Raw genomic sequence first — 23,109 nt, forward strand, 5'->3', positions numbered from 1 at the left:
TGAAATGTGATTTCTGTGGTCTGGTCAGCGCCGGTCAGGTCAAACTGATCTCTTAGAGCTTCGGGGCAGGCTCCAGCAATGTAATCGTACGTTCTCCAGCAGCCGTTTTGGGCGGTCCGAACTAATCGTAGTTGTTCAGGTTCCGACTAAAGTGAATTTTACCGCTGACCAGATCCACATCATCCCATCCAAGTGCGCAAAGCTCGCCATGACGAAGACCAGCGTAAAATGCCACTTTCCATAGGTTAACGACTGAAGCCGGTAACGCCAAAATGAATCGCTCGTATTCTTCCATCGTGAATGGATCTGGTGCTTTTTTTGGCCGCTTCAAAGACGGAATGTCTTCAAAAGGGCTGTTGGAAATAATCTGGCTACGTTTTGCAAATTTCAGCATGGCGCACAACGTGCGTATCATAAGACAACCGACGGAACCGACAATCACTACTGGATCCTGCGCAACATGGGAGGGTTCACTGATGGGCTTTCCATCCCCAGCGGCTGATTACGTGTCTCAGAGGATGACACCAGAACTCATCTGCAGCGTCGGTATCGACACCCGCATCCTCAAAACGTCATCAGGTTTCGCATTAATCGAACCGGTTACCAAGTTAGTGCAGGGGCAGGTTTTGCTTATCCTGATTGGTGGTCGCACGCAGATTGCGAAACTCAGGCGAAGGGCATTAATCACGAATGATGGCGAAGCGATCGAAGGTGAGGCAACTGAAGAGGTCGAGGTGCTGGGGCGCGTGACGTTTTTCATCAACAGCACAGATGCTGATGACATTCCGTTGTATGAAGCGGTGCGCACCTTTAAATCGTCCAACGGATCGGTAGCGTTATTGCCCAAGGAGTTATGCATCGTAAAGTAAAGGGTGTGATTTCTGAAAGGAGCTACGCAAAACGGGGAAGGTCTGGGGGCACACTGGGGCAAAAAGCATTCTAGGGACACAAACAGGGACAGAAAAATGTCAGTTAATGCGAGATAATGTCATTGCTATGCGTTATGCAACTTGTTGAATAAAATGATAAACATTAATTTTCAACGACATTTAACGCATTAACTGTAATGTGCGAGCTATTATAAAAACAAAACACGTCAAAAAGCTATTTGCGCAATGGATAATTCCGTTGCGCAACAAAATTAAAGTAAAGCGCGGATCCCGGCAATCAGGCGCTCAACCCCCTGTTCAAGCTTGCTGCGCGGGCACCCGGCGTTCAGGCGGATAAAGCCGTTTCCCTCCACGCCGTAGGTATATCCCGGCATGATCGCCACCTTTTGCTGCTCAATCAGCACCTTCTGCAGCGCTTTGTCATCGATATTGAGCGGGTGAAGATCGATCCAGGCCAGATAGGTCGCCTCCGGCGGCTGCCAGTTCAGGGCCGGGAAAGCGGCATTCAGGCTGTCGGCCACATATTGTAAATTCGCCTCCAGATAGCCGCGCAGGGCATCCAGCCAGGGCTCGCCCTGCTGGTAGGCGGCGATATGCGCCACCAGCGCCAGCACCGACGGCGAAGAGAGCCCGTCGCGCCCCTTCAGCGCCTGCAAATACGCCGTGCGGCTGGCCTCATCGCCAAGCAGGCCGTAAGCCCCGGTGAGGGCGGGAATGTTGAAGCTTTTGGAGCCGGAGGTCAGCAGTGCCCATTTGCTCTGCGCCACCTCGCACCAGGGAGTATGTTGATGGTTGCCCCACACCATATCCATATGAATCTCGTCGCTAATCACCGCCACGTCGTGCCGCGCACAGAGTTCAGCCATGGTGGTCAGCTCGTCACGGGTCCAGACCTTGCCGGTGGGATTGTGCGGGCTACAGAGCAGCAGGATTTTGTTCTGCGGCCGGGCCAGCACTGACTCCAGCTCGGCCATATCGCACTGCCAGCCCTGTGCTGCTTTGTGCAGACCGACGGCAACCACCTGACGGTGATTACCCGCAATGGCATTGTAAAAGGCGTCGTAGGCCGGAGTGTGGATCACCACGCCATCGCCCGGGTTCGACCACTGGCGAATCAACTCAGACACCATATAGATCACCGACGGGCCATAGACGATGGCGCTGGTATCAATTTCGCTGTTAAAGCGCTGACGGAACCAGTGGGCCACGGCGGCCAGGAACTCGTCGTTTTTCCAGCGGCTATAGCCAAACACCCCGTGACCGATGCGCGCTTGCAGGGCGTCGAAGATGCAGGGGGCGGTGGCAAAATCCATATCCGAGATGGTAAAGGGCAGCAGATCGGTGGCGCCGAAGCGGTCGGCAATGTAGTCCCACTGGGTACACCAGGTGCCGTGACGATCCACGACGGTAGAGAAATCAAACATGACGTTGGTCCTTAAAATAAAACCCCCTCATGGCGAGGGGGTTGAGGCATCAGGCTTCTACTGTTCGCATCAGGGTTGCCAGCTCGTCTTTCACGGACTGCACCTGCGGGCCGATGACCACCTGCAAATTATGCTGATTTAACTGTACCACGCCGATAGCACGGTTGGCCTTCAGGGCGTTGGTATCCACTTTCGACATATCCGCCACCGACAGGCGCAGGCGGGTAATGCAGTTATCCAGCGAGGTAATGTTATCCGCACCGCCCAGCGCCGCCAGAATGGCTGGGGTGTTATAGCCGGATTTCCCAATCTTACCCGCAACGGCCTGCTCAACGCTGGTGGCCGCGTCGGTATCGCGACCCGGCGTTTTCAGGTTAAAGCGGGTGATGGCGAAGCGGAAGATCCCGTAGTACACCGCGAACCAGATAGCCGCCACCACCGGCACCAGATACCACTTGGTCGACAGGCCGTGCAGGATCCCGAACACCACGAAGTCAATCACGTTGCCGTCGGTATTACCGATGGTCACACCCAGCACCGCCATGGTGGTAAAGCCCAGACCGGTCAGCACGGCGTGAATGAGGTACAGCACCGGCGCCACGAACAGGAACAGGAACTCGATCGGTTCGGTGGTTCCGCCCACCACGCAGGCAATGACGCCGGAGATCAGCAGACCTTTAATCTTATGACGGTTTTCCGGACGGGCGCAGTGGTACATCGCCAGCGCGGCACCCGGCAGACCGCCGAGGAAGGCCGGCATTTTACCCTGGGAGAGGAAGCGGGTGGCGCTCTCGGAGAAACCGTGGGTGGTCGGGCAGCTCAGCTGCGCCTGGAAGATGGTCAGCGCGCCGCTGACGTCGTGGCCGCACACGTCCATCGTGCCTCCCGCTTCAGTGAAGCGGATCAGGGCCACAAGAATATGCTGAAGCCCAAAGGGTAACAGCAGACGTTCGCCGGTACCGAAGATCATTGGGCCAAAATCACCGGCGCTGTTAATGATACGGCCAATACCGGTAATGCCCATGGCAAAGACCGGCCATATCAGCGGAATGATCAGACCAAACAGCCCCATCACCACGAGGGTGATGATGGGCACAAAGCGGGTACCGCCGAAGAAGGCCAGCGCGTCCGGCAGGCGGATATTGTGAAAACGTTCATGAAGCATCCAGATGATCACGCCCGCGATCACGGCCCCGAGGATCCCGGTATCAATAGACTGAATACCAATCACGCTCTGAATGTTGTTAGCCTTCAGGATTGCCGCGTCGGTGGTCGGCAGGATGCCTTTGGCGGTCAGCCAGAAGTTAACCGCCAGGTTCATCACCGCGTAGCCAACGAAACCGGCAAACGCCGCTACGCCTTTGTTTTCGCGGGCCAGCCCCAGCGGGATGGCGATACAGAACATCACCGGCAGGAAGCTAAAGGCAAAGGAGCCGACCTTGCTCATCCAGATAAAGATCGCCTGCAGCACAGGGTTTCCCAGAACCGGGATCAGGGTAACGACATCGTGGCTGCTGAGCGAGCTGCCTATGCCCAGTATGATCCCGCAGAAGGAGAGCAGAGCCACGGGCAGCATAAAGGTCTTACCCAGTTGCTGGAAAAATTCCCATAGCGAGATTTTTTGTGCTGCTTTCGCCGTCATAAAACGACTCCTTTATTGTTAAAATAAGTTTACCTGCCTCAGTGCTGCGAGAAGATAAAACGTTTTATCAAAGTTTAGTGCGCGCTAAATCACATTATCAGGCTTTGGCAGAGAGTATAAAGACAAGGTATTGATAAAACGTTTTACCGATCTCATTATCAGGGAGTCACGCCAACACATGGCTGTAGCGAAAAAGATCACCATCAATGATGTCGCCCTGGCTGCGGGCGTTTCCGTCAGCACGGTTTCACTGGTGCTGAGCGGGAAAGGGCGAATTTCCTCCGCGACGGGTCAGCGCGTCAACGATGCGGTTGAACAGCTGGGATTTGTTCGCAACCGCCAGGCTTCGGCGCTGCGCGGAGGGCAGAGCGGGGTCATTGGCCTGATCGTTCGCGACCTTACCTCGCCATTCTATGCAGAACTGACGGCGGGGCTGACGGAGGCGCTGGAAGCTCAGGGGCGGATGGTCTTTTTACTGCACGGCGGCCGCGAGGCCGATCAGCTGCTCCAGCGGCTCGACATGCTGCTTACGCAGGGGGTGGATGGCGTAATCGTTGCCGGAGCGTCCGGGGTAAGCAATGAACTGTGCGAACGGGCCGCGGAGAAGGGCGTGCCGCTGGTGTTTGCCTCCCGCGCCAGCTATCTGGACGAAGCCGACACCCTGCGCCCGGACAACATGCAGGCGGCACAAATGCTGACCGAACATCTTATTCGCCGTGGCCATCAGCGGATTGCCTGGCTGGGGGGGCAAAGTTCGTCCCTGACCCGGGCTGAACGGGTGGGGGGCTACTGCGCAACGCTGATTAAATACGGCCTGCCGTTCCACAGTGAATGGGTGGTGGAGTGTGGATCCAGTCAGAAGCAGGCGGCGGAGGCAATAAGTATGTTACTGCGCGCCAGCCCCACCATTAGCGCCGTGATCTGCTACAACGACGTGATTGCCATGGGCGCCTGGTTTGGCTTGATCCGGGCCGGACGCCAGAGCGGGGACGGCGGGGTTGAAACCTTCTTTGGACATCAGGTGGCGCTCGGCGCCTTTGCGGATGTGTCAGAAAACGCGCTGGACGATCTGCCCATCGTCTGGGCGACTACCCCGGCGCGGGAGATGGGCTACACCCTGGCAGACCGCATTATGCAGCGGATTGAGAAATCCGACGTGCAGGCCGGGCACCAGATCGTTTCGGCCCGGTTAGTGACGGTGAAGTAGCATCAGGGTTGTGGCGTGAGTGGATTTTGCGCCAGCCGCGCCTCAAGTACCTCGACAAACTTACGCACTTTTGCCGGGATCAGCCGCGAGGTCGGGTAAACGGCCCAGACGGCCAGGGCTTCCGGCTCGGCGTCTTCCAGGACGATCCGCTTAAGCCTGCCTTGCGCCAGGGCGGGCCCAACGTACCAGCGGGACAGGTTGGCGATGCCCATTCCCCCCAGGCAGGCCTCAAAGATCGCCTCAATCGAATTCGCCGAAAATCGCCCCGATACCTTTTGTCTGCTCCGCTGTCCGTCCTGCTCAAACGACCAGTGGGTAGTGTCAGAGGTGGTTAAGCAGCTGTGGCCCGTCAGATCGCTGAGCGCGGTCGGATAGCCGTTCGCCGCCAGATAATCGGCACTGGCGCACAGGTCACGGGGATTATCACACAGACGATGCGCAACCAGCCGGTTGTCCCGCAGCGGAGCGATACGTAACGCCACGTCGATGCCTTTCCCGACAATATCAACCTGCTCGTCGGTGGCAAGCAGATCGACCTGCAGGGCCGGATGCTGGCGCATAAAGTCGGGCAGCATCGGGGCGATGATCCTGCGACCAAAGGCCGCCGAGGCGGTAATGCGCAGCCGCCCGGACAGATGTGCTCCCTCAGGAAACAGATCGGCAAGGGCATTGATTTTATCTTCCAGCAGCGCCTGGGCATGCGGCAAAAAGACCTCGCCGTCGCTGGTCGGCGACAGGGAGCGCGTGGTGCGATGCACCAGCCGAATCCCAAGCTCGGCTTCCAGATTATTAAGGCAGCGCGACGCCGCCATGGCGCTCATCGAAAGCCGACGTGCAGCACCCGCCAGGCTACCCGCTTTTATCGCTTCAACGAACACTTCCACGTCGTCCAGTCTCATTATCTCGTTTCTCGTTATGCTGGCGTATCAAATTACACATCTACACTAATTATCGTTATAGCGCCATAGTCACTCCACATCCTGATAAACAGTAAATTTGGAGTGACGATGAAAAAGATGACAACGGCTTTAGCGCTCAGCAGCCTGTTTTTAGCGAATGCCGTTTGGGCAGACGCCCCCGCGCAGATCCGCCAGCAGGTGCCGGGTTATTACCGCCTGGCGGTGGGGCAAAATGAGGTGACGGCGCTTTTCGATGGCTATAACGATCTCTCGCCTTCGCTTTTGAAAGGGCTCTCAGCCGACAAAATTCGCGGCCTGCTGGCGCAGCAAAAGATTGATGCCGGGCGCATGCCAACCTCGTTTAACGCTTTTCTGGTCAATACCGGTCAGCATCTGGTGATGATTGACAGCGGGGCGGGCCACTGCGTGCCGCAAACCGCCGGGCAACTGATTCCTAATATGGAGGCCTCTGGCTATCGCCCTGAGCAGGTGGATACTATCTTCCTGACCCACCTCCACCTTGACCACGTCTGCGGCCTGAGCGATGCCTCCGGGAAAGCGCTGTTCCCCAATGCCACCGTCTGGGTGCCGCAGGGCGAAGCGGATTACTGGCTGGATCCGGCGAAAGAGGCCAGCGCGCCGGCCAATGCGAAAGAGTATTTTGCTATCGCTCAGCATGCCCTGGCAGCCTATAAAGCGACCGGACACCTGAAAACCTTCGTTCCGCCAGCCTCGCCGATCCCTGAAGTCCAGACGGCCTATGCGGTCGGCCATACGCCTGGCAGCACGGTTTATCGTTTTGCCTCGGAAGGGAAGGCTATCAACTTTATCGGGGATTTGATCCACGCGCCTGCCGTGCAGTTCCCGCACCCGGAAGTGTCGATTCGCTTTGACGTGGATGCGAAAAAGGCCACCGCATCCCGCGGGCAGGAATTTAACGCCCTGGCGAAAGACGGCGAGTGGATGGCGGCAGCGCATCTGGCCTTCCCCGGTATTGGGCACATCACGACCGACGCTCAGGGCTACAGCTGGAACCCGGCAATCTACGGTCCGTATCAACGTGCGGCCGATGTGCCACTGCTGAAGTAAGACGAGGAGATGATAATGAAAAGTTACACCGTAACGGCTTATGGTATTCGTCAGTTCGTCATTGAAGAGGGGGAAGGCGCGCCGGTGATCCTCCTGCACGGTTTCCCGGAAACCAACTACGCCTGGCGGTATCAAATTCCCGTCCTGTCCAGGCACTACCGGGTGATTGCCCCGGATTTGCGCGGCTACGGGGAGACCGATAAACCGGCCTCCGGCTACGATAAACGCAACATGGCCCGGGATATCCGGGAGCTGATGCGCGCGCTGGGCCTGAACAAAGTGGTGCTGGTGGGGCACGACCGCGGGGCGCGCGTCGCGACCCGCTTTGCGAAAGACTATCCTGAGCTGGTGGATCGCCTGGTGGTGATGGATAACGTCCCCACGCGCATCGTGGCGCGGGATCTCAACGCCTCCATCGCCCGCGCCTACTGGTTCTTCCTGTTTCATCTGGTGCCCGATCTGCCTGAAGCCCTGATAGCCGGTCGGGAGCATATCTGGCTACGCCATTTCTTCTCGGACTGGACCTTCGATCCCTCGACCATCAGCGGTGAGGCGTTTGATACCTATGTCCGGGCTTATCAGGCCCCTGGTGCCGTGCGCGGGGCGATGGCGGACTATCGCGCCAACGCCGAGGATGTAGAGCAAGATCTGGCAGACGCGGAGGTTAAAATTGCCTGCCCGGTGATGTCGCTGTGGGGCAATGACTTTCACGCCGTCGGTAAACTCTTCGATATGCAGAGCGTCTGGGCGGAGATGGCGGACGATCTCAGGGCTTATGCCATTGAAGAGTGCGGCCATCTGCCGCAGGAGGAACAGCCTGAGAAAGTGAATGCCCTGCTGATGGACTTTCTGGCCGGCTGGAAAGGATGACCGGCAATAAAAAACCCCTCCGAAGAGGGGGTTTGCGGTTTACTGCTGTGGAACCGCAGGCACCGGCGCAGGAGCCGGAACCGCTGGCGCGGCAGGCTCGTCCGGTACGGCGAGATTCAGCGCCGGAACGCCAAACATGCCGACGAACTCTTCCAGCGGCATTTTCTGCCCGTTCAGCGTCACCTGACCGTTGCTGTACTGCAGGCTGGTGCTGATGACGTTATCTTCCACGGTGGTGATGCGGAACATCTGACCCATCGCCGCCAGGCCTTTCACCTGCTGGCTGGCCAGCTTGCCGGCATCATCCTCGTTATAGCCTTCAAGCTTCGCAATCTGGGTCATGAACTCGGTCGCCATGTCCATCGGGATGGTCAGCTTGCTCTCCAGCGATTTCACGCTGCGATCCACTTCCTGAGCCAGGGTCTGTGCTTCACCCGTGGCGGTGGCCGGATCCTTCAGGAACAGCGACAGGTTGAAGTTGGTCTCGCCTTTGCTGTTTTTCCAGCTCAGCGGCGCGAGGGTCACCACCGGTTCGCCTTTCAGCAGGATCGGCAGGTTGCTGAAGAAAGCCTCTGTCGCTTTCTGTTGATAGAGTGCCGGATTTTCCATCAGCGCTTTATCTGCCAGCAGGGCCTGGCTCTGAGCGCGATACTGCTGGCTGAACTGATGCCAGGCCTGGCCGTCGATATTGCCGATTTTCAGCGTCAGCTTGCCGGTACCCATATCCTGATTCTGTATTTTCAGGCTCTTCAGGCTGTAATCCACCTGGCTGTTGACGCTCTTGCCGTCTTTCGACAGCTCGGCCTTACCGCTCAGGTCCGTGCCTTCCAGCACCGCCATCTCTTTGCCTTCGATGGCGATAGCCAGCTTATCAAGGGTCACTTTTTGATCGCCGATACGCTCGTCAAAGTCGGTAAGACGGCTGTTGCCATCGGTTTTCAGGTTATTGAAGGTGAGCTGCACTTTCTGGCCGTACTCGTTCACCGCATTCACCAGACCGCTTGCCGCTTCACCTTTCAGCGAGAAGCTGTTGCCGTCGCGATCGGCATCGAGCTGGAAATTGCCGCCGCTGAAGGCCACTTTCTCGTCGCCATTCTCGTAATTCAGCGCTTTCAGCGCGAGATCGGTGCGGGTGTCACCGGCATAGCTAATGCGGGTATTGGCCTCAAACGGAGACGCATTCTTCGCCAGATCGAACAGCGGCTTAGAGGCTTCGTTGTTCACCAGCGTCGATTTTACCGAGGCCATGGATGGGATCAGGTTGAAGGTTTTCAGCTGGGCCAGCGGGAAGGGGCCGTGGTCAACCACTTCGTTCAGCACCAGGCTTTGTCCTGGCTGTAGCCATGGATTTTGCGTGCCCGCGACCGGTTTAAGCACCAGCTGCAGATGGCTTTTGAACAGGCCACGCTGGTAATCCTGATAGCTCAGCTCCAGCCCGGCTTCCGGTGCGGTACGCTTAAGCTCGCTATTCGCCTGCGCCACCATCTCTGCCAGATGGCCCTCCAGCTGTTTCCCGGTAAACCAGGCCGCACCCGTCCAGACCACCCCTAATGCAACAATAACGCCTGCAGCTATAACCGATTTCTTCATCGTGATTATCCCTAAAATGAAACCGAGCGGTGAAAACCGCCCGGTGAGGTCATAAGATTACCAATAGCTTAGCAATAATTGTTAAAAAATTCAGCAGGTCACTGGAGCTTGTTGAAAACCCGGGCCAGGCGGCCAACGCCACTGACGCTGACCGGCGAGTCGCTGGCGGCAACAAACGCCGACTCGCCCGGCTTCAGCACCAGACGCTCCTGGCCCTTGCTCAGCACCGCTTCGCCCTCTACGCAGAACAGGATCGCCGCGCTCTGTTGGGCAATCTGCGTGTCGGCGCTGCTGAGGTCGTGCAGCGAGAAGGCAAAATCATCCACCGGGATCGGGAAGTCGAGCTCCGCGCCATTTTTCACCGGCTGGGTTAGCAGCTCAGCGGCCGGTTTGGCGACGAATTTAACGTTAGCCACCAGTTCAGGAATATCAATGTACTTCGGCGTCAGGCCCGCACGCAGCACGTTATCGGAGTTGGCCATCACCTCCAGCGCCACGCCTTTGAGATAGGCGTGCGGGGTTTCAGCGAACAGGAACATCGCTTCACCCGGCTCCAGTTTCACCACGTTCAGCAGCAGCGGGGAGAACAGGCCGCTGTCGTCCGGGTAAAATTCCGAAATCACGCGAATGGTCTGCCACGGCTCACCCTGCTGGCTGTTGAGCGCCGCTTTTAGCACCGCCAGGGCACGGGATTTTTCGTCGCCCTGCATATTGAGCAGGCTGGCGAAGAGGTGGCTCAGGCGATCGGCATCCGGTTTTTCGAGGAAGTGGGCAATGGCGCTGTGCGCCCCGGCCACCGGCTGCAGCAGGGAGACGATTTCAGAGAATTCGCGGAAGGCGTTCATCGCCAGGAACGGCGTCAGGGCGAACACCAGCTCGGGTTTGTGGTTGGGATCTTTATAGTTACGCTCGGCGGCATCCAGCGGAATACCTGCCGCGTTCTCTTTGGCAAAGCCCGCTTCAGAGGCCTGCTTGTTCGGGTGAACCTGAATGGAGAGCGGCTGATCGGCGCACAGCACCTTAAAGAGGAACGGCAGCTCGCCAAAACGATCGGCAACCTTTGCACCCAGCAGCGTGGCTTTATCCGCGTCGATGACCTCACGCAGGGAACGTACCCCGCGGGCATCGTCAATTTTTGAGCTGCTCTTCGGATGCGCACCCATCCACAGCTCTGCCATCGGCAGGTTGTCGGGGTTGGCGATACCGTAGAGATCCGTTAACGCAGTTTTACTTCCCCAGGCGTAGTTCTGCACTGAGTTAATGAGTTTTTGCATTATCAAGCCCTGTTTCAAATGTGGAATTAACTGCCCGTATTAAAGCAATAAACCGGGCGGAAGTAACCTGCGCTCGGAAAAAGTCGTACTAGTCTCAGTTTTTGTTAAAAAATTGTGTAGGATAGGCTAACTCGCTTTTAAGCCGAGCAGCGGAACATCTGCTCTACATAATCAGACCCAAGCAGTAAGTGAGAGATCAATGTCGAATAAACCCTTCCATTATCAGGATCCTTTCCCGCTGGCCAAGGATCAGACCGAATATTATCTGTTAACCCGCGATCACGTTTCTGTCTCTGAGTTTGAAGGTCAGGAGATCCTCAAAGTCGACCCGCAGGCGCTGACCTTACTGGCGCAACACGCCTTCCACGATGCCTCCTTCATGCTGCGCCCGGCGCACCAGCAGCAGGTAGCCGATATCCTCAGCGACCCGCAGGCCAGTGAAAACGACAAGTACGTGGCGCTACAGTTCCTGCGTAACTCCGATATCGCGGCGAAAGGCATTCTGCCGACCTGTCAGGACACCGGCACCGCCATCATCACCGGCAAAAAAGGCCAGCGCGTCTGGACCGGCGGCGGCGACGAAGCGGCCCTGGCCCACGGCGTGTACAACACCTATATCGAAGATAACCTGCGCTACTCGCAAAACGCCGCGCTGGATATGTACAAAGAGGTGAACACCGGTACCAACCTGCCGGCGCAGATCGACCTCTACAGCGTCGATGGCGACGAATACAAATTCCTCTGCATCGCCAAGGGCGGCGGTTCAGCGAACAAAACCTATCTCTATCAGGAGACCAAAGCGCTGCTCTCTCCGGGCAAGCTGAAGAACTACCTGGTGGAGAAGATGCGCACCCTCGGCACCGCGGCCTGCCCGCCGTACCACATCGCGTTTGTGATTGGCGGCACCTCGGCGGAAAGCACCCTGAAAACCGTCAAGCTGGCGTCGACCAAGTACTACGATGGCCTGCCGACCGAAGGTAACGAACATGGTCAGGCGTTCCGCGACGTCCAGCTGGAGCAGGAGCTGCTGGTGGAAGCGCAGAACCTCGGCCTCGGCGCGCAGTTTGGCGGCAAATACTTCGCCCACGACATCCGCGTGATCCGTTTGCCGCGTCACGGCGCGTCCTGTCCTGTGGGCATGGGCGTCTCCTGCTCGGCGGACCGCAACATCAAGGCCAAGATCAACCGCGACGGTATCTGGATCGAAAAACTGGAAAACAACCCAGGCAAGTACATCCCGGAAGCGCTGCGTAAAGCGGGCGAGGGCGAGGCGGTACGCATCGACCTGAACCGTCCAATGAGCGAGATCCTGGCCCAGCTGTCGCAATACCCGGTCTCCACCCGTCTCTCCCTGAACGGCACCATCATCGTGGGCCGCGATATCGCGCACGCCAAGCTGAAAGAGCGTCTGGATAATGGCGAAGGGCTGCCGCAGTACATCAAGGATCACCCGATCTACTATGCCGGCCCGGCGAAAACCCCGGACGGCTATGCCTCCGGCTCATTAGGCCCAACCACCGCAGGGCGTATGGACTCCTATGTGGATCAGCTCCAGGCTAACGGCGGGAGCATGATCATGCTGGCGAAGGGCAACCGCAGCCAGCAGGTGACCGATGCCTGCCACAAGCATGGCGGCTTCTATCTCGGCAGCATCGGCGGCCCGGCAGCGGTACTGGCGCAGGGCAGCATCAAGAGCCTCGAGTGCGTGGAGTACCCGGAGCTGGGCATGGAAGCGATCTGGAAAATTGAAGTGGAAGACTTCCCGGCGTTTATCCTGGTGGATGACAAAGGCAACGACTTCTTCAAACAGATCCAGTCTTCGCAGTGTTCGGCCTGTGTGAAGTAGTTTGAAAACCCGCCGGGTGGCGCTGCGCTTACCCGGCATACATGTTCGGTAGACCGGGTAAGGCGTAGCCGCCACCCGGCACAGCCGGGCAACAAAAAGAGCGCACAAAGCGCCATACCCTTTCCCCGTTCTCATCAATACTTGTTTCTTTGAGCTGTGAGCAATCCACTTCAGTGTTATCAAGGAGAAAGTAATGACCACCTCACGCAGTGAGAAAGATTCGATGGGCGCCATCGACGTCCCGCAGGACAAACTCTGGGGCGCGCAAACCCAGCGTTCGCTGGAACATTTCCGTATTTCCACTGAAAAAATGCCGGTCTCGCTGATCCAGGCCCTGGCGCTGACCAAACGTGCTGCCGCCAAAGTGAACCAGGATTTAGGCCTGCTGGCGGCGGAAAAAGCCACCGCCATTATCAGCGCCGCCGATGAAGTGCTGGCGGGCAAGCATCCTGATGAATTCCCCCTCGCCATCTGGCAGACCGGCTCCGGCACCCAGAGCAACATGAACATGAACGAGGTGCTGGCGAACCGCGGCAGCGAGCTGCTCGGCGGCGTGCGCGGCATGGAGCGCAAGATCCACCCCAACGACGACGTCAACAAAAGTCAAAGCTCCAACGACGTCTTCCCGACGGCGATGCACGTGGCGGCACTGATCGCCCTGCGCGAGCAACTTATCCCCCAGCTGAACGTGCTGAAACGCACTCTTGATGCCAAAGCTCACGCCTTTAGCGATATCGTCAAAATTGGCCGTACCCACCTGCAGGATGCCACGCCTCTGACCCTTGGCCAGGAGATCTCCGGCTGGGTGGCGATGCTCGAGCACAACCTGCGCCATATCGACCATAGCCTGCCGCACCTGGCGGAGCTGGCGCTGGGCGGCACCGCGGTAGGCACCGGGCTCAATACCCATCCAGAATACGCGGTACGGGTGGCTGAAGAGCTGGCGACCATCACCGGACAGCCGTTTGTCACCGCGCCGAACAAGTTCGAGGCGCTGGCGACCTGTGATGCGCTGGTGCATGCCCACGGGGCGCTGAAAGGGCTGGCGGCCTCGCTGATGAAAATCGCTAACGACGTGCGCTGGCTGGCCTCCGGGCCGCGCTGCGGCATCGGAGAGATCGGCATTCCGGAGAACGAGCCGGGCAGCTCTATCATGCCGGGCAAGGTCAACCCGACCCAGTGTGAAGCCATGACCATGCTCTGCTGTCAGGTGATGGGCAACGACGTGGCGGTGAATATGGGCGGCGCGTCGGGCAACTTTGAGCTGAACGTCTATCGCCCGATGGTGATCCATAACTTCTTGCAGTCGGTGCGTCTGCTGGCGGACGGGATGGAGAGCTTTAACGAGCACTGCGCGGTGGGCATCGAGCCTAACCGCGAGCGCATCAGCCAGCTGCTCAACGAGTCGTTAATGCTGGTGACGGCGCTCAATACCCATATCGGCTACGACAAGGCAGCTGAAATCGCCAAGAAAGCGCACAAGGAGGGGCTGACCCTCAAAACCGCCGCCCTGGCGTTGGGGTATCTCACCGAGGCCGAGTTCGACAGCTGGGTCCGCCCGGGAGAGATGGTCGGCAGCCTGAAATAGCTACTCTGCAACGTACAGGTGCAGCCGCGGGATGATCAATCGCAGCGGCTGTGCCTGCGGCTTATAACGGTGCTGAACATTTTCAGCATCGTAATTCAGCAGTTCGCCAATGTCCGGGATCACCGCCCCCCGATCGTCATCATACAAGGCGATCAGCGGCGTCGGGCAGGCGTACTGGACCTGTTTTTGCTGTCCGGCATACCAGACCCGGGCAATAGGCTGCACCTTCACCGGTCGCTTGATCTTCAGCCGCGCCTCCGCCGGCAAGGCGTGAATGGCGGTATATTCTGCCTCCAGCCGCTCCACCCACTGATCCCGCGACCAGGGGGCCACGGCGCGCGGGGACTTCAGGCTTTTCTCCAGCATCGCCAGCACCTCATCGCGGGTGAAGTTTTTGATGATGTGCTTATTGGCCCAGCCGAAGCGCAGGGTGGCGGGGTGGTTGATGACCGTTAACGTGCGATAGGCGTTGAGGGTAATCAAACCCGGCAGCTGGTGATGCACCCACTCAAAGCGGGCGGCGGGGGCCAGGCCCGACTCTTCGGTGACGATTTTTTCAAATTCCGCTTTTAAGGCGTTAATGCCCGCGATCTGGTCCGTGAGCTGGATGCGGTTGGCGGCATCGCTCTGGAGGCAGATCACCCCCGGCAGGCGCACGGCGGCCTTGCTGCTGCGGGTTTCGGACTGCTGCTGAATAAACAGGTGGCGATAGTGTTGCAGCGCCATCGTCAGCGCCTCCTGGCCGAGGTGCTGTTTTACCGCGATGGCGTTGAGCGGATCGTGCTCGGCGCCTTTGGCGACGTCCGGCAGGGAGAAGACGCGGCCCGCCAGTAAGCGGCAGCTTTTCAGATCGTCCGTGAGCCGGGCCAGCGCATGTTCCATCTGGCGAAAGGTTGAGTTCAAGCGTTCAATAAGATCGTAAGTTGCCATAGCACACCACATTAGTTACAACATACTTATTATATAGCACAGCACGCCGGGTCAGGCCAGCGTGCGGTTTAGGTCAGTCAGGGATGGGCAGGGCGATATGATGCCAGACGGGCCAGTTAAAGCAGAACCGGGCCCCGCCGAGCTCGCTGGCTTCGCAGCCGACATCGCCCCCCAGCGCCTGGGCAATAGAATAGACGATCGCCAGCCCGAGGCCGCAGCCGCCGGTAGCGCGGTCCCGGCTCGGGTCGAGACGGACAAAGGGCTCAAACACCCGCTGACGGGCCTCTGGCGCGATACCGGGGCCATCGTCCTCTACCGACAGCGTGGCGCGGCTGCCGTTCAGCTGCAAAGAGATACGCAGGGTGTTATCGCTGTAGCGCAGGGCGTTGTTGACCAGGTTATCCAGCACCCGCTCCATCAAACGCATATCCAGCGCGCCATAGTCGCCGTCCATGCTGTCGATCCGCAGCGTGCGCTGCGGGTTGACGCTTTGCACGTCCTCCACGTAGCTGCGCAGCCATGCGGGCAGGTCCGGGGTGGTGAGCTTGAGCTCGTTCTGGGGACGGTCGAGGCGGGCATAGGTCAGTAGCTCCTCAATCAGCGCCTCAAGTTGACCGATATCGCGGTTCAGGGCCTGCGACTCCGCTGCGGTCAGGTTCTCACTCATCTCCAGCCGGTAGCGCAGCCGCACCAGGGGGGTGCGCAGCTCGTGGGCGATACCGTCGATCAGCTGTTTTTTGCTGGCGATCAGGGCGTTGATGTTGTCCGCCATCTGGTTAAAGGCCACCCCAAGCCGCTCGAAGCTGGACCCGCTGTCGAAGTGGATCCGCTCGGTCAGGTGCCCGTCGCCAAAACGCTGGGCGGCGGCCTCGAGGCGCAGCATGTCCTGCCAGTGGGGGCGCATCCAGATAAACACCGGGAAGGCCAGCGAAATGGCGATAAAGGCCAGCAGGGCGATATCCAGCAGGCGCATCTGGTGCAGGAAGTAGAGGTAGGGCACCGGGCCAACCGCCAGCACATAGTGGCTGCGCGGAATACGCTGGATAAAGGTGTACTGATCGTCCAGCGCGACGATGTCACCGCCGCGAAGTCGCTGCATGGTCGGGGCATCCAGATTGTACTTTTTCAGGGGTTCGATGCGCAGTTTGAATGACAGGTTCAGATCCAGCTCTTTGATGGTCCGCGCCCAGTCGTGAGGGGGGATCTCACGCAGTTCGCTGCGCATCAGATAGAGCGAGCTTTTCATCAAGTCATCCAGCGACTGTCTGCCCGCGCGCTCGGCGGTGAACTTGTAGACCAGCCCGACCAGCATGGTCATCACCAGGAAGCAGACAAACAGCAGGAGGTAAAACTGCACGAACAGTTTTTTCATCGAATATCACCCAAATACCACGCGTTAATGATGCCGCCCGACCAGACGATTCACCTTCTCTGGCGGGACATCGCACACTTTACGCAATGGGCTCCTTCATGGCATAGCGAATATTTAGCGTGTCGCCCTGTTTTATGACGTTCGCTTTAACATGCCAGGCATTTTCGATCAGATCTGAGGTCAGCACGGCTTCAGGTGGCCCGCTGGCTATCACCGATCCGGCTTTCAGCAGGACCAGCCGCTGGCAGTAGTTGGCGGCGAGATTGAGATCGTGCAGCGCCACTACCACCGTAACGGGCAGCTGCGTAATTAAGGTCATCAGTTCCAGCTGATACTCAATATCCAGGTGGTTGGTGGGCTCATCGAGGATCAGCAATCCCGGCTGTTGGGCCAGGGCGCGGGCGATTTGCGCGCGCTGCCGCTCCCCGCCGGACAGCTGCCGCCAAAGCCGGTGGCGCAGGCCGGAGAGTTTCATTAACCGGATCGCGTTCTCAACCGCGCTGTCGTCGGTATCGCTCCAGCCAAAAGGCCCCCTGCGGTGCGGGGTGCGCCCCAGACGGACAATTTGTTCAACGCACAGATCGCCGTCGACCTCGGCATGCTGGGGCACAAACGCCAGCTGTTTGGCCCGCTCCCGCAGGGAGATCTCGTTGAGCGGCGTTCCATCCAGCCGGATATGATGGGCATGACGCGGAAATAGCCCGGCCAGACAGCGCAGCAGCGTGGATTTACCGGAACCATTAGGCCCCAACAGGCCGACGACGTCACCCGTCGCCAGCTCCAGATCGATATCGTGCAGCACTTTCCGGGATTGCAGGGAGACCTGCAATCCGCGTAATGAAATGGTCATACTCTTTTCTCCCGGCTGCGATACAGCAGGACTACAAAAGCAGGTGCGCCTACCAGCGCGGTGACCACGCCGATGGGGAGCACCTGATGAGTGATAAGTGCTCGGGAAACCACATCGGCGAGGATCATGAAGTGACTGCCGATCAGGAAGGTCAGAGGAACTGAACGGCGGTGCCCGGGGCCGCACAGCATCCGGGTTATGTGGGGGATCACCAGCCCGACAAACCCCACCGCACCAATGATACTGACCATCACCGCGGTCACCAGCGCGCAGGTGAGCAGCAATATCATGCGCACGAGGGTGACCGGCACGCCCAAGGTGGTCGAGACGTCATCGCCAAAGGTGAAGGTATCAAGCGTTCGTGAAAAGGCGAAGATCACCATAAACCCGGCCAGCACCACCCCCAGAGCCAGGAGGGCATCCGGCCAGCGAACGCCGCTCAGACTCCCCAGCAGCCAGAACATCACGCTGCGCGACTGCTCCGCATTGGCGGATGTGCTGACAATGTAGGCGGTCATGGCGTTGAACAGCTGGGTACCGGCGATACCCGCCAACAAGATGCGTGGCGGGCTGTCGGTCATGCCATGGGTGATCAGCATGATAAGCCCAAATGCGCAGCAGGCGCCCATAAAGGCACCGCCGCTGATGCCCAGCGTGCTGCCACCCACCCCCAGCAACATGACGCAGACCGCACCCAGCGACGCGCCGGAAGAGATCCCCAGCAGATAGGGCTCGGCCAGCGGATTGCGCAGAATCGCCTGCATCACCAGGCCGCACAGCGCCAGTCCGCCTCCGCTACAGGCCGCCATCAGGGCCCGGCTCATGCGGTACTGCCAGACAATGCCCTCCTCAACCTGCGGCAGCGGCCAGGCTCCCAGCCCGAGACCGTTGAGAATGGCTTTACCCGCATTCGCATACGAAACTGGCATATCCCCGACGGTGGCGGCAAATACCAGCATTAACGGCAGCGTCAGTAACCCGACTGCCGTCAGGCTGTGCTGCCGCCAGCGCGGCACTGTAGAGGGGACGCGGAAAGTCAGTATGCTCATGGTTCAGCCTGAAAGGTCGCCAGTTTTTCACTTATCGCCTCGATGGCATCGACATTACGCAATGAGGGATTCAGTGACATCGCGGGGACGACAATGATGTGTCCTTTTTTTACGGCGGGCAGGTTTCTGGTTACCGGGTCCTGATACAAAAAGGCTTTTTTAACAGCGACATCATCAGCGGGGTAAAGGCGCCGGGACATCTCAGCAATCACGATAACGTCAGGTTGCGCCTGAGCAATGTGTTCCCAGGTGACGGCAGGCCATTCATCATGGGAATCAATAACGTTTTTCAGCCCCAGCGTGTGGCCGATCCAGCCCGGCGCGCCATAGTCGCCCGCCACCCAGGGGTCGCCTTTCAGCCGGCTGCTGGAGAACCAGAACACGACTTTCAGCGGCCTGGTGTGCTGCGCAGCGGCGCGCGCCTGAGCCTTCTGAATACGAAGGGTCAGCGCCTCGTTGAGTTTTTTGCCCTGCGACTGAACGTCGAAAATGGCCGCCAGCTCGCTGATTTCACGCTCGATCTCCGCGATGGAGAAAGGCGTACTGCGCGCCCCGTCGCCATTCGAACTGTCGGTCACGCTTTTGCCGATGCAGTCGGCGGGGGAAACCCAGGTCGGGATGCCAAGCGAAGCAAACTGTTCGCGGGTACCCGTTTCCCCCTGCGGCCCGATATGCCAGTGATATTGCGCCAGCACCAGATCGGGATGTTGAGCGGTGACAGCCTCAAAGGAAGGGGCGTTATCCGCCAGTTTTTTTATTCCCTTACCGCGCTCCGCCAGCGTATCGGGTAGGGGGCCAAACCAGACTGACGTCGCGCTGATTTTCTTTTCGAGCCCCAGCGCCAGCAGGAGTTCTGTCTCGTGTTGCCCGACCGTCACCACCCGCTGCGGGGCGCGCGTGAAGGTCTCCTTAACCCCACAGTTTTCTACCGTCAGCGGATAAACCTGTGCCGCAAAAACCGAATTCGCGAGGGCCGTGAGAACAGACGCCAGTACCATCTTTTTGATTATCACAATCCCATCCCATAATTGTTATGTTATAACATAATACATAATATGCGGATGGGAGCAAAAGATTAATCGCAGAAGAAGGTGTCTGTCAGCGGAAGCAGCCTGCAATGCCCGGCAGGCTGAGGGGGCTAAATATCCCAGGCGTGCGGCGCGAAGAGATAGCCTTTGTTACGTACGGTTTTAATGCGGAAAGGTTCGGTGGCGTTATCCAGCAGTTTCTTGCGCAGGCGGGAGATGGCCACGTCCACGCTGCGGTCCAGGCCATCGTAGCTGACGCCGCGCAGGTTTTTCAGCAGCGCGTCCCGGTCCATAATCTGCCCGGCATGGGTCGCCAGCTCCCACAGCAGATCGAAATCCGCCGTCGACAGCGCCACCTGTTCGCCGGACAGCAGCACCTGACGATTCACCGGATCAATGGACAGGGTGCCAAACCGCAGCGCTTTGTGCGGCGTTAGCAGCGGGGCGGAGGTATCACTGGTGGCCGCAACGCGCTGGCGCAGATGCAGGCGCAAACGTGCGAGCAGCACCGCCGGCGGGGTGGTTTTGAGAATATAGTCGTTAGCACCCATCTCCAGGGACAAAATATGGTTCATGTCGCTATCGAGGGAGGTCAGCAGCACAATCGGGCCCTGCCAGCGGGCACGCAGATCCCGGCACAGGGTCATGCCATCTTTACCGGGTAACATAATGTCCAGCAGCACCAGATCGGGATTTTCCCGCGCCACTACCTCTTCAGCACGGTCTCCACGGGCTTCGACGATGACCTCCATATCATGTTTACCCAGATAAGCGGCAATCAGCTGGCCCACTTCGGGTTCATCCTCAACGTATACGATCTTGTTCATAGCAAGTCTGTGTCTGCGGAAAACGCCAACATACACCGCAGAACCTTAACCTTCCATTAATCGTTCGCAAATTATTGCCGTTCCGTTATGCTGCCCGGCACTGTTAGTGAGTTGTTAAGGGAAAAAGGATGGGGTTGTTTATAAAAGCGGCGATAGGCGCGCTGGTGGTGCTACTGATAGGGATACTGGCCAAAACCAAAAACTATTACATAGCCGGGTTGCTCCCGCTGTTTCCGACCTTTGCCCTGATTGCCCACTATATTGTCGCCTCTGAGCGCGGCATCGAGGCGCTGCGCGCCACCATCATCTTTGGGATGTGGGCGATTATTCCGTACTTCCTTTATCTGCTCTCGCTCTGGTACTTCGTCGGCGTGATGCGTCTGCCCCTGGCGCTGGGCGGGGCGGTGGTTTGCTGGTGCCTCAGCGCCTGGGTATTAATCTTCTGCTGGGGCCGTTTTCACTAACGTAACGGCCGCCCGCCGTCGACGCCAAACGACCGGCCGGTAACGTAGCAGCTGGTCAGGATGTAGTCGATTAAGTCGATCACCTCTTTTTCTCCGGGGGCGATCTTCATCAGCGATTTATTCAGCGCCTTCTGACGATAGTCGGCATCGTCGTGCTCGTTAAACAGGATCAGCGACGGGGCGATGGCGTTGACCTTCACTTCCGGCGCCAGCTTGCGGGCAAACGAGCGGGTCATGTTATCCAGCGCGGCTTTGCTGGCGGCATAGGCAATGTGCTTATCGCTGCCGCGCTCTACCACATAGTCGGTGAAGTGGATGATGTCGCTGGCCGCATGGCCGTGCCCGCGCAGCAGATCCTGCAGAGCATGGTTTAGCAGGTAGGGCGCGTGAACGTGGATCTGCAGCATGCAGGAGAGCGTTTCGCTGAGCGAGTTGTCAGGCGTTTCTGGCATCCATGCGCTGGCATTATGAATGATGGCGCGTAATGCAGGGGTCTCGGCTTTTACGCGCTCTGCAAAGGCCAAAATACCCTCGTCGGTGGAAAAATCGGCCTCAATGCAGGTCGCACCCGCCTCGCACAGGGTGGCGATAGCAGGATATTTTGTCCGGTAGCTGACAATCACCGGCTGGTGAAGATTCAGAAAATGGTGGGCAAGCGCGAGACCGATGCGACGGCCTCCGCCAGTAATCAGGATCGGGAGCGGCTTTGCGTGTCCCATCGTATTCTCCTTAACCGTTCGACGATGGGATAACTCGCTTATCCCATCAGCATCCACGTTGCCGGTAATGCGGCAACCAGTAACATTCCAATCAACACCATTTCACGGCGTTTCAGCGCGTGTTGCAGCTGGTGCGTGCGACGGGCATAAATAAACACCAGCAGCCCCGGCGCATAAAGTACCACGGAGAGCAGCAGATGCATCGGGCCGGAGGCATAAAGCAGCCATAAGCCATAAATACAGGCTCCCATTCCCACGACGTTGTGCATCGGGCGGGTGGCTATTTTTAACAAATATGCGCCCACCAGGAAATAGGGTACCAGAATCATCTCAGAGGCGATGGTTAACAGCGTGTTATAGTCCGAACCTGTGAGCCAGATCAGCACCAGACAAACCTGCACGCTGATATTGGTCAACCACAGCGAGGCGGAAGGCGCATTGTTCTTGTTCTGACGGGCAAACAGACGAGGAAACGCCTTATGCGTCGCGGCCAGGAACGGCACCTCTGCCGCCATAATGGTCCAGCTCAGATAGGCCCCACATACCGATACGATCAGACCGGCGGCAATCACCACTTCGCCCCAGGAACCCATCATTTTGACCATCAGGCCCGCCATCGACGGGTTACGCATCTCCGCCAACTCAGGACGCGCCACCACGCCTAAGGAGAGCAGGGTGACCAGCAGATAGACCCCCAGCGCGGCCAGTACCGCCAGCAGCGTGGCGCGACCGACGTCCTGTTTATTGCGCGCCCGGGCCGAGACCACTACCGCGCCCTCCACCCCGATAAAGACCCACAGGGTGATGAGCATGGTGTTTTTCACCTGCTCCCAGACCGGGACGCCCAGCGCCACGCCGGTAAAGTCCAGGCTAAACACATCGAGACGAAACGCGATAAACGCCAGCACGATAAACAGCCCCAGCGGCACCAGCTTCGCCAGGGTGGCGACCAGGTTGATGCTCGCCGCGGTCTGCACGCCGCGCAGTACCAGGAAATGGACGAACCACAGCAGCACCGAAGATCCGACGATGGACTGCCAGGTATTGCCATCGCCAAACAGGCGCAGTTCAGGCGTATCGGTAAAGAAACTCAGCGCAGAAAAAACGATCACCAGATAGGAGACGTTGGCGATCACCGCGCACAGCCAGTAACCCCATGCGGAACAGAAACCCACCAGCTCACCAAAGCCTTCGCGGGCGTAGGTGAAGATGCCGCCGTCGAGATCGGGACGGATGCGCGTCAGCAGCAGCATGGCAAAGGCCAGCAGCAGGATCCCGGCGCCGGTGATGCCCCAGCCGATAAGCAATGCTGACGGGCTGGCAACGGCAGCCATATTCTGCGGCAGACTGAATACACCTGCACCGAGCATGGAGCTTAAAACAAGCGCAGTTAAAGCGCTCAGGCCAAGTTTCTTTTCCATTGGCTTCCTTTTTAAAAAGGGTCAGATCCAGAATAATTATTTCGTCGAAACGCATAATAATGGTGGATCACACTAAGGCGCGGGATTTTACGGAGTGTGACGAAGGCATGCAATCAGGAAGGGCGGAATT

21 protein-coding genes are annotated in these 23,109 nt (G+C 58.4%); 7 read left to right on the plus strand and 14 right to left on the minus strand.

What is annotated here, in order from left to right; genetic code table 11:
* Positions 1-121: 121 nt before the first annotated feature.
* On the minus strand, positions 122-442 hold the full coding sequence (locus GNG27_RS10740; RefSeq protein ID WP_156263649.1) for a hypothetical protein: 321 nt from the start codon (positions 440-442) through the stop codon (positions 122-124).
* Positions 443-476: 34 nt separating this feature from the next.
* Between GNG27_RS10740 and GNG27_RS10745 the strand changes: the two genes are divergently transcribed.
* Positions 477-869, plus strand: coding sequence for a hypothetical protein (locus GNG27_RS10745; RefSeq protein WP_156263650.1), 393 nt, complete (start codon positions 477-479; stop codon positions 867-869).
* Positions 870-1,141: 272 nt separating this feature from the next.
* Here the strand turns inward: GNG27_RS10745 and GNG27_RS10750 are convergent, their stop codons facing one another.
* Complete coding sequence (locus tag GNG27_RS10750; protein WP_156263651.1) at positions 1,142-2,314, minus strand: MalY/PatB family protein; 1,173 nt, start codon at positions 2,312-2,314, stop codon at positions 1,142-1,144.
* Between the two features lie 49 nt (positions 2,315-2,363).
* The gene (gene malX, locus GNG27_RS10755; RefSeq protein ID WP_156263652.1) at positions 2,364-3,956 is read right to left on the minus strand and encodes a maltose/glucose-specific PTS transporter subunit IIBC; all 1,593 of its coding nucleotides are present in this window, start codon (positions 3,954-3,956) and stop codon (positions 2,364-2,366) included.
* Positions 3,957-4,134: 178 nt separating this feature from the next.
* Between malX and GNG27_RS10760 the strand changes: the two genes are divergently transcribed.
* Entirely contained in the window at positions 4,135-5,163 is a 1,029-nt protein-coding gene (locus GNG27_RS10760) for a Mal regulon transcriptional regulator MalI (RefSeq protein ID WP_156263653.1), read from the plus strand.
* Positions 5,164-5,165: 2 nt separating this feature from the next.
* Here GNG27_RS10760 and GNG27_RS10765 read toward each other — a convergent pair whose 3' ends face one another.
* Complete coding sequence (locus GNG27_RS10765) at positions 5,166-6,062, minus strand: LysR family transcriptional regulator (RefSeq protein ID WP_156263654.1); 897 nt, start codon at positions 6,060-6,062, stop codon at positions 5,166-5,168.
* Between the two features lie 108 nt (positions 6,063-6,170).
* Here GNG27_RS10765 and GNG27_RS10770 point away from each other — a divergent pair, with 108 nt between their 5' ends.
* Entirely contained in the window at positions 6,171-7,151 is a 981-nt protein-coding gene (locus tag GNG27_RS10770) for an MBL fold metallo-hydrolase (RefSeq protein ID WP_156263655.1), read from the plus strand.
* Between the two features lie 15 nt (positions 7,152-7,166).
* Positions 7,167-8,021: an alpha/beta fold hydrolase gene (locus tag GNG27_RS10775; RefSeq protein ID WP_156263656.1), complete on the plus strand. Its 855-nt coding sequence runs from the start codon at positions 7,167-7,169 to the stop codon at positions 8,019-8,021.
* A gap of 39 nt (positions 8,022-8,060) precedes the next feature.
* Here the strand turns inward: GNG27_RS10775 and GNG27_RS10780 are convergent, their stop codons facing one another.
* Positions 8,061-9,611 (minus strand): YdgA family protein, encoded by a 1,551-nt coding sequence (locus GNG27_RS10780; RefSeq protein ID WP_142489266.1) that lies wholly within the window; start codon positions 9,609-9,611, stop codon positions 8,061-8,063.
* A gap of 98 nt (positions 9,612-9,709) precedes the next feature.
* Positions 9,710-10,885 carry a mannose-6-phosphate isomerase gene (gene manA, locus GNG27_RS10785; RefSeq protein ID WP_156263657.1) on the minus strand — a complete coding sequence of 392 codons (1,176 nt, stop codon included), beginning with the start codon at positions 10,883-10,885 and terminating at the stop codon, positions 9,710-9,712.
* Between the two features lie 199 nt (positions 10,886-11,084).
* Here manA and fumA point away from each other — a divergent pair, with 199 nt between their 5' ends.
* Positions 11,085-12,731: a class I fumarate hydratase FumA gene (gene fumA / locus GNG27_RS10790; RefSeq protein WP_156263658.1), complete on the plus strand. Its 1,647-nt coding sequence runs from the start codon at positions 11,085-11,087 to the stop codon at positions 12,729-12,731.
* 193 nt (positions 12,732-12,924) lie between these two features.
* Positions 12,925-14,319, plus strand: coding sequence for a class II fumarate hydratase (fumC, locus tag GNG27_RS10795; RefSeq protein ID WP_156263659.1), 1,395 nt, complete (start codon positions 12,925-12,927; stop codon positions 14,317-14,319).
* On the opposite strand, the gene tus is transcribed toward fumC, so the two are convergent.
* From tus to rstA, 6 genes are all read right to left on the minus strand, one after another.
* Complete coding sequence (tus, locus tag GNG27_RS10800; protein ID WP_156263660.1) at positions 14,320-15,249, minus strand: DNA replication terminus site-binding protein; 930 nt, start codon at positions 15,247-15,249, stop codon at positions 14,320-14,322.
* Positions 15,250-15,322: 73 nt separating this feature from the next.
* A complete protein-coding gene (gene rstB / locus GNG27_RS10805) occupies positions 15,323-16,621 on the minus strand; it encodes a two-component system sensor histidine kinase RstB (RefSeq protein WP_156263661.1) in 1,299 nt (432 codons plus the stop codon).
* A gap of 79 nt (positions 16,622-16,700) precedes the next feature.
* Positions 16,701-17,471, minus strand: a complete 771-nt coding sequence (locus tag GNG27_RS10810) for an ABC transporter ATP-binding protein (protein WP_156263662.1) — start codon at positions 17,469-17,471, stop codon at positions 16,701-16,703.
* Positions 17,468-18,430 (minus strand): iron ABC transporter permease, encoded by a 963-nt coding sequence (locus GNG27_RS10815; RefSeq protein WP_231600454.1) that lies wholly within the window; start codon positions 18,428-18,430, stop codon positions 17,468-17,470. Before GNG27_RS10815 ends, GNG27_RS10810 begins: the two co-directional genes overlap by 4 nt.
* 86 nt (positions 18,431-18,516) lie before the next feature.
* Positions 18,517-19,518 (minus strand): ABC transporter substrate-binding protein, encoded by a 1,002-nt coding sequence (locus GNG27_RS10820; protein WP_370462896.1) that lies wholly within the window; start codon positions 19,516-19,518, stop codon positions 18,517-18,519.
* 140 nt (positions 19,519-19,658) lie between these two features.
* Positions 19,659-20,375, minus strand: coding sequence for a two-component system response regulator RstA (gene rstA / locus GNG27_RS10825; protein ID WP_142489275.1), 717 nt, complete (start codon positions 20,373-20,375; stop codon positions 19,659-19,661).
* 128 nt (positions 20,376-20,503) lie between these two features.
* Here rstA and GNG27_RS10830 point away from each other — a divergent pair, with 128 nt between their 5' ends.
* Positions 20,504-20,839 carry a GlpM family protein gene (locus GNG27_RS10830; protein ID WP_142489276.1) on the plus strand — a complete coding sequence of 112 codons (336 nt, stop codon included), beginning with the start codon at positions 20,504-20,506 and terminating at the stop codon, positions 20,837-20,839.
* Here GNG27_RS10830 and folM read toward each other — a convergent pair.
* Positions 20,836-21,558, minus strand: coding sequence for a dihydromonapterin reductase (folM, locus tag GNG27_RS10835; RefSeq protein WP_142489277.1), 723 nt, complete (start codon positions 21,556-21,558; stop codon positions 20,836-20,838). The two genes, GNG27_RS10830 and folM, sit on opposite strands and share 4 nt — an antisense overlap.
* A gap of 38 nt (positions 21,559-21,596) precedes the next feature.
* Positions 21,597-22,979: an amino acid permease gene (locus tag GNG27_RS10840; protein WP_142489278.1), complete on the minus strand. Its 1,383-nt coding sequence runs from the start codon at positions 22,977-22,979 to the stop codon at positions 21,597-21,599.
* Positions 22,980-23,109 lie beyond the last annotated feature (130 nt).

It is taken from the genome of Leclercia sp. 119287 (genome assembly GCF_009734485.1).
Taxonomy (GTDB): domain Bacteria; phylum Pseudomonadota; class Gammaproteobacteria; order Enterobacterales; family Enterobacteriaceae; genus Enterobacter; species Enterobacter adecarboxylatus_C.

What these genes read in the sequence shown, in the direction of transcription:
- malX (WP_156263652.1), bottom strand. Translation starts at nt 3,956, where the DNA reads ATGACGGCGAAAGCAGCACAAAAAATCTCGCTATGGGAATTTTTCCAG.
- rstA (WP_142489275.1), bottom strand. Translation starts at nt 20,375, where the DNA reads ATGAACAAGATCGTATACGTTGAGGATGAACCCGAAGTGGGCCAGCTG.
- GNG27_RS10780 (WP_142489266.1), bottom strand. Translation starts at nt 9,611, where the DNA reads ATGAAGAAATCGGTTATAGCTGCAGGCGTTATTGTTGCATTAGGGGTG.
- fumC (WP_156263659.1), top strand. Translation starts at nt 12,925, where the DNA reads ATGACCACCTCACGCAGTGAGAAAGATTCGATGGGCGCCATCGACGTC.
- GNG27_RS10745 (WP_156263650.1), top strand. Translation starts at nt 477, where the DNA reads ATGGGCTTTCCATCCCCAGCGGCTGATTACGTGTCTCAGAGGATGACA.
- GNG27_RS10760 (WP_156263653.1), top strand. Translation starts at nt 4,135, where the DNA reads ATGGCTGTAGCGAAAAAGATCACCATCAATGATGTCGCCCTGGCTGCG.
- rstB (WP_156263661.1), bottom strand. Translation starts at nt 16,621, where the DNA reads ATGAAAAAACTGTTCGTGCAGTTTTACCTCCTGCTGTTTGTCTGCTTC.
- tus (WP_156263660.1), bottom strand. Translation starts at nt 15,249, where the DNA reads ATGGCAACTTACGATCTTATTGAACGCTTGAACTCAACCTTTCGCCAG.
- folM (WP_142489277.1), bottom strand. Translation starts at nt 21,558, where the DNA reads ATGGGACACGCAAAGCCGCTCCCGATCCTGATTACTGGCGGAGGCCGT.
- GNG27_RS10820 (WP_370462896.1), bottom strand. Translation starts at nt 19,518, where the DNA reads ATGGTACTGGCGTCTGTTCTCACGGCCCTCGCGAATTCGGTTTTTGCG.
- manA (WP_156263657.1), bottom strand. Translation starts at nt 10,885, where the DNA reads ATGCAAAAACTCATTAACTCAGTGCAGAACTACGCCTGGGGAAGTAAA.
- fumA (WP_156263658.1), top strand. Translation starts at nt 11,085, where the DNA reads ATGTCGAATAAACCCTTCCATTATCAGGATCCTTTCCCGCTGGCCAAG.
- GNG27_RS10750 (WP_156263651.1), bottom strand. Translation starts at nt 2,314, where the DNA reads ATGTTTGATTTCTCTACCGTCGTGGATCGTCACGGCACCTGGTGTACC.
- GNG27_RS10815 (WP_231600454.1), bottom strand. Translation starts at nt 18,430, where the DNA reads ATGCTGGTATTTGCCGCCACCGTCGGGGATATGCCAGTTTCGTATGCG.
- GNG27_RS10830 (WP_142489276.1), top strand. Translation starts at nt 20,504, where the DNA reads ATGGGGTTGTTTATAAAAGCGGCGATAGGCGCGCTGGTGGTGCTACTG.
- GNG27_RS10775 (WP_156263656.1), top strand. Translation starts at nt 7,167, where the DNA reads ATGAAAAGTTACACCGTAACGGCTTATGGTATTCGTCAGTTCGTCATT.
- GNG27_RS10810 (WP_156263662.1), bottom strand. Translation starts at nt 17,471, where the DNA reads ATGACCATTTCATTACGCGGATTGCAGGTCTCCCTGCAATCCCGGAAA.
- GNG27_RS10765 (WP_156263654.1), bottom strand. Translation starts at nt 6,062, where the DNA reads ATGAGACTGGACGACGTGGAAGTGTTCGTTGAAGCGATAAAAGCGGGT.
- GNG27_RS10770 (WP_156263655.1), top strand. Translation starts at nt 6,171, where the DNA reads ATGAAAAAGATGACAACGGCTTTAGCGCTCAGCAGCCTGTTTTTAGCG.
- GNG27_RS10840 (WP_142489278.1), bottom strand. Translation starts at nt 22,979, where the DNA reads ATGGAAAAGAAACTTGGCCTGAGCGCTTTAACTGCGCTTGTTTTAAGC.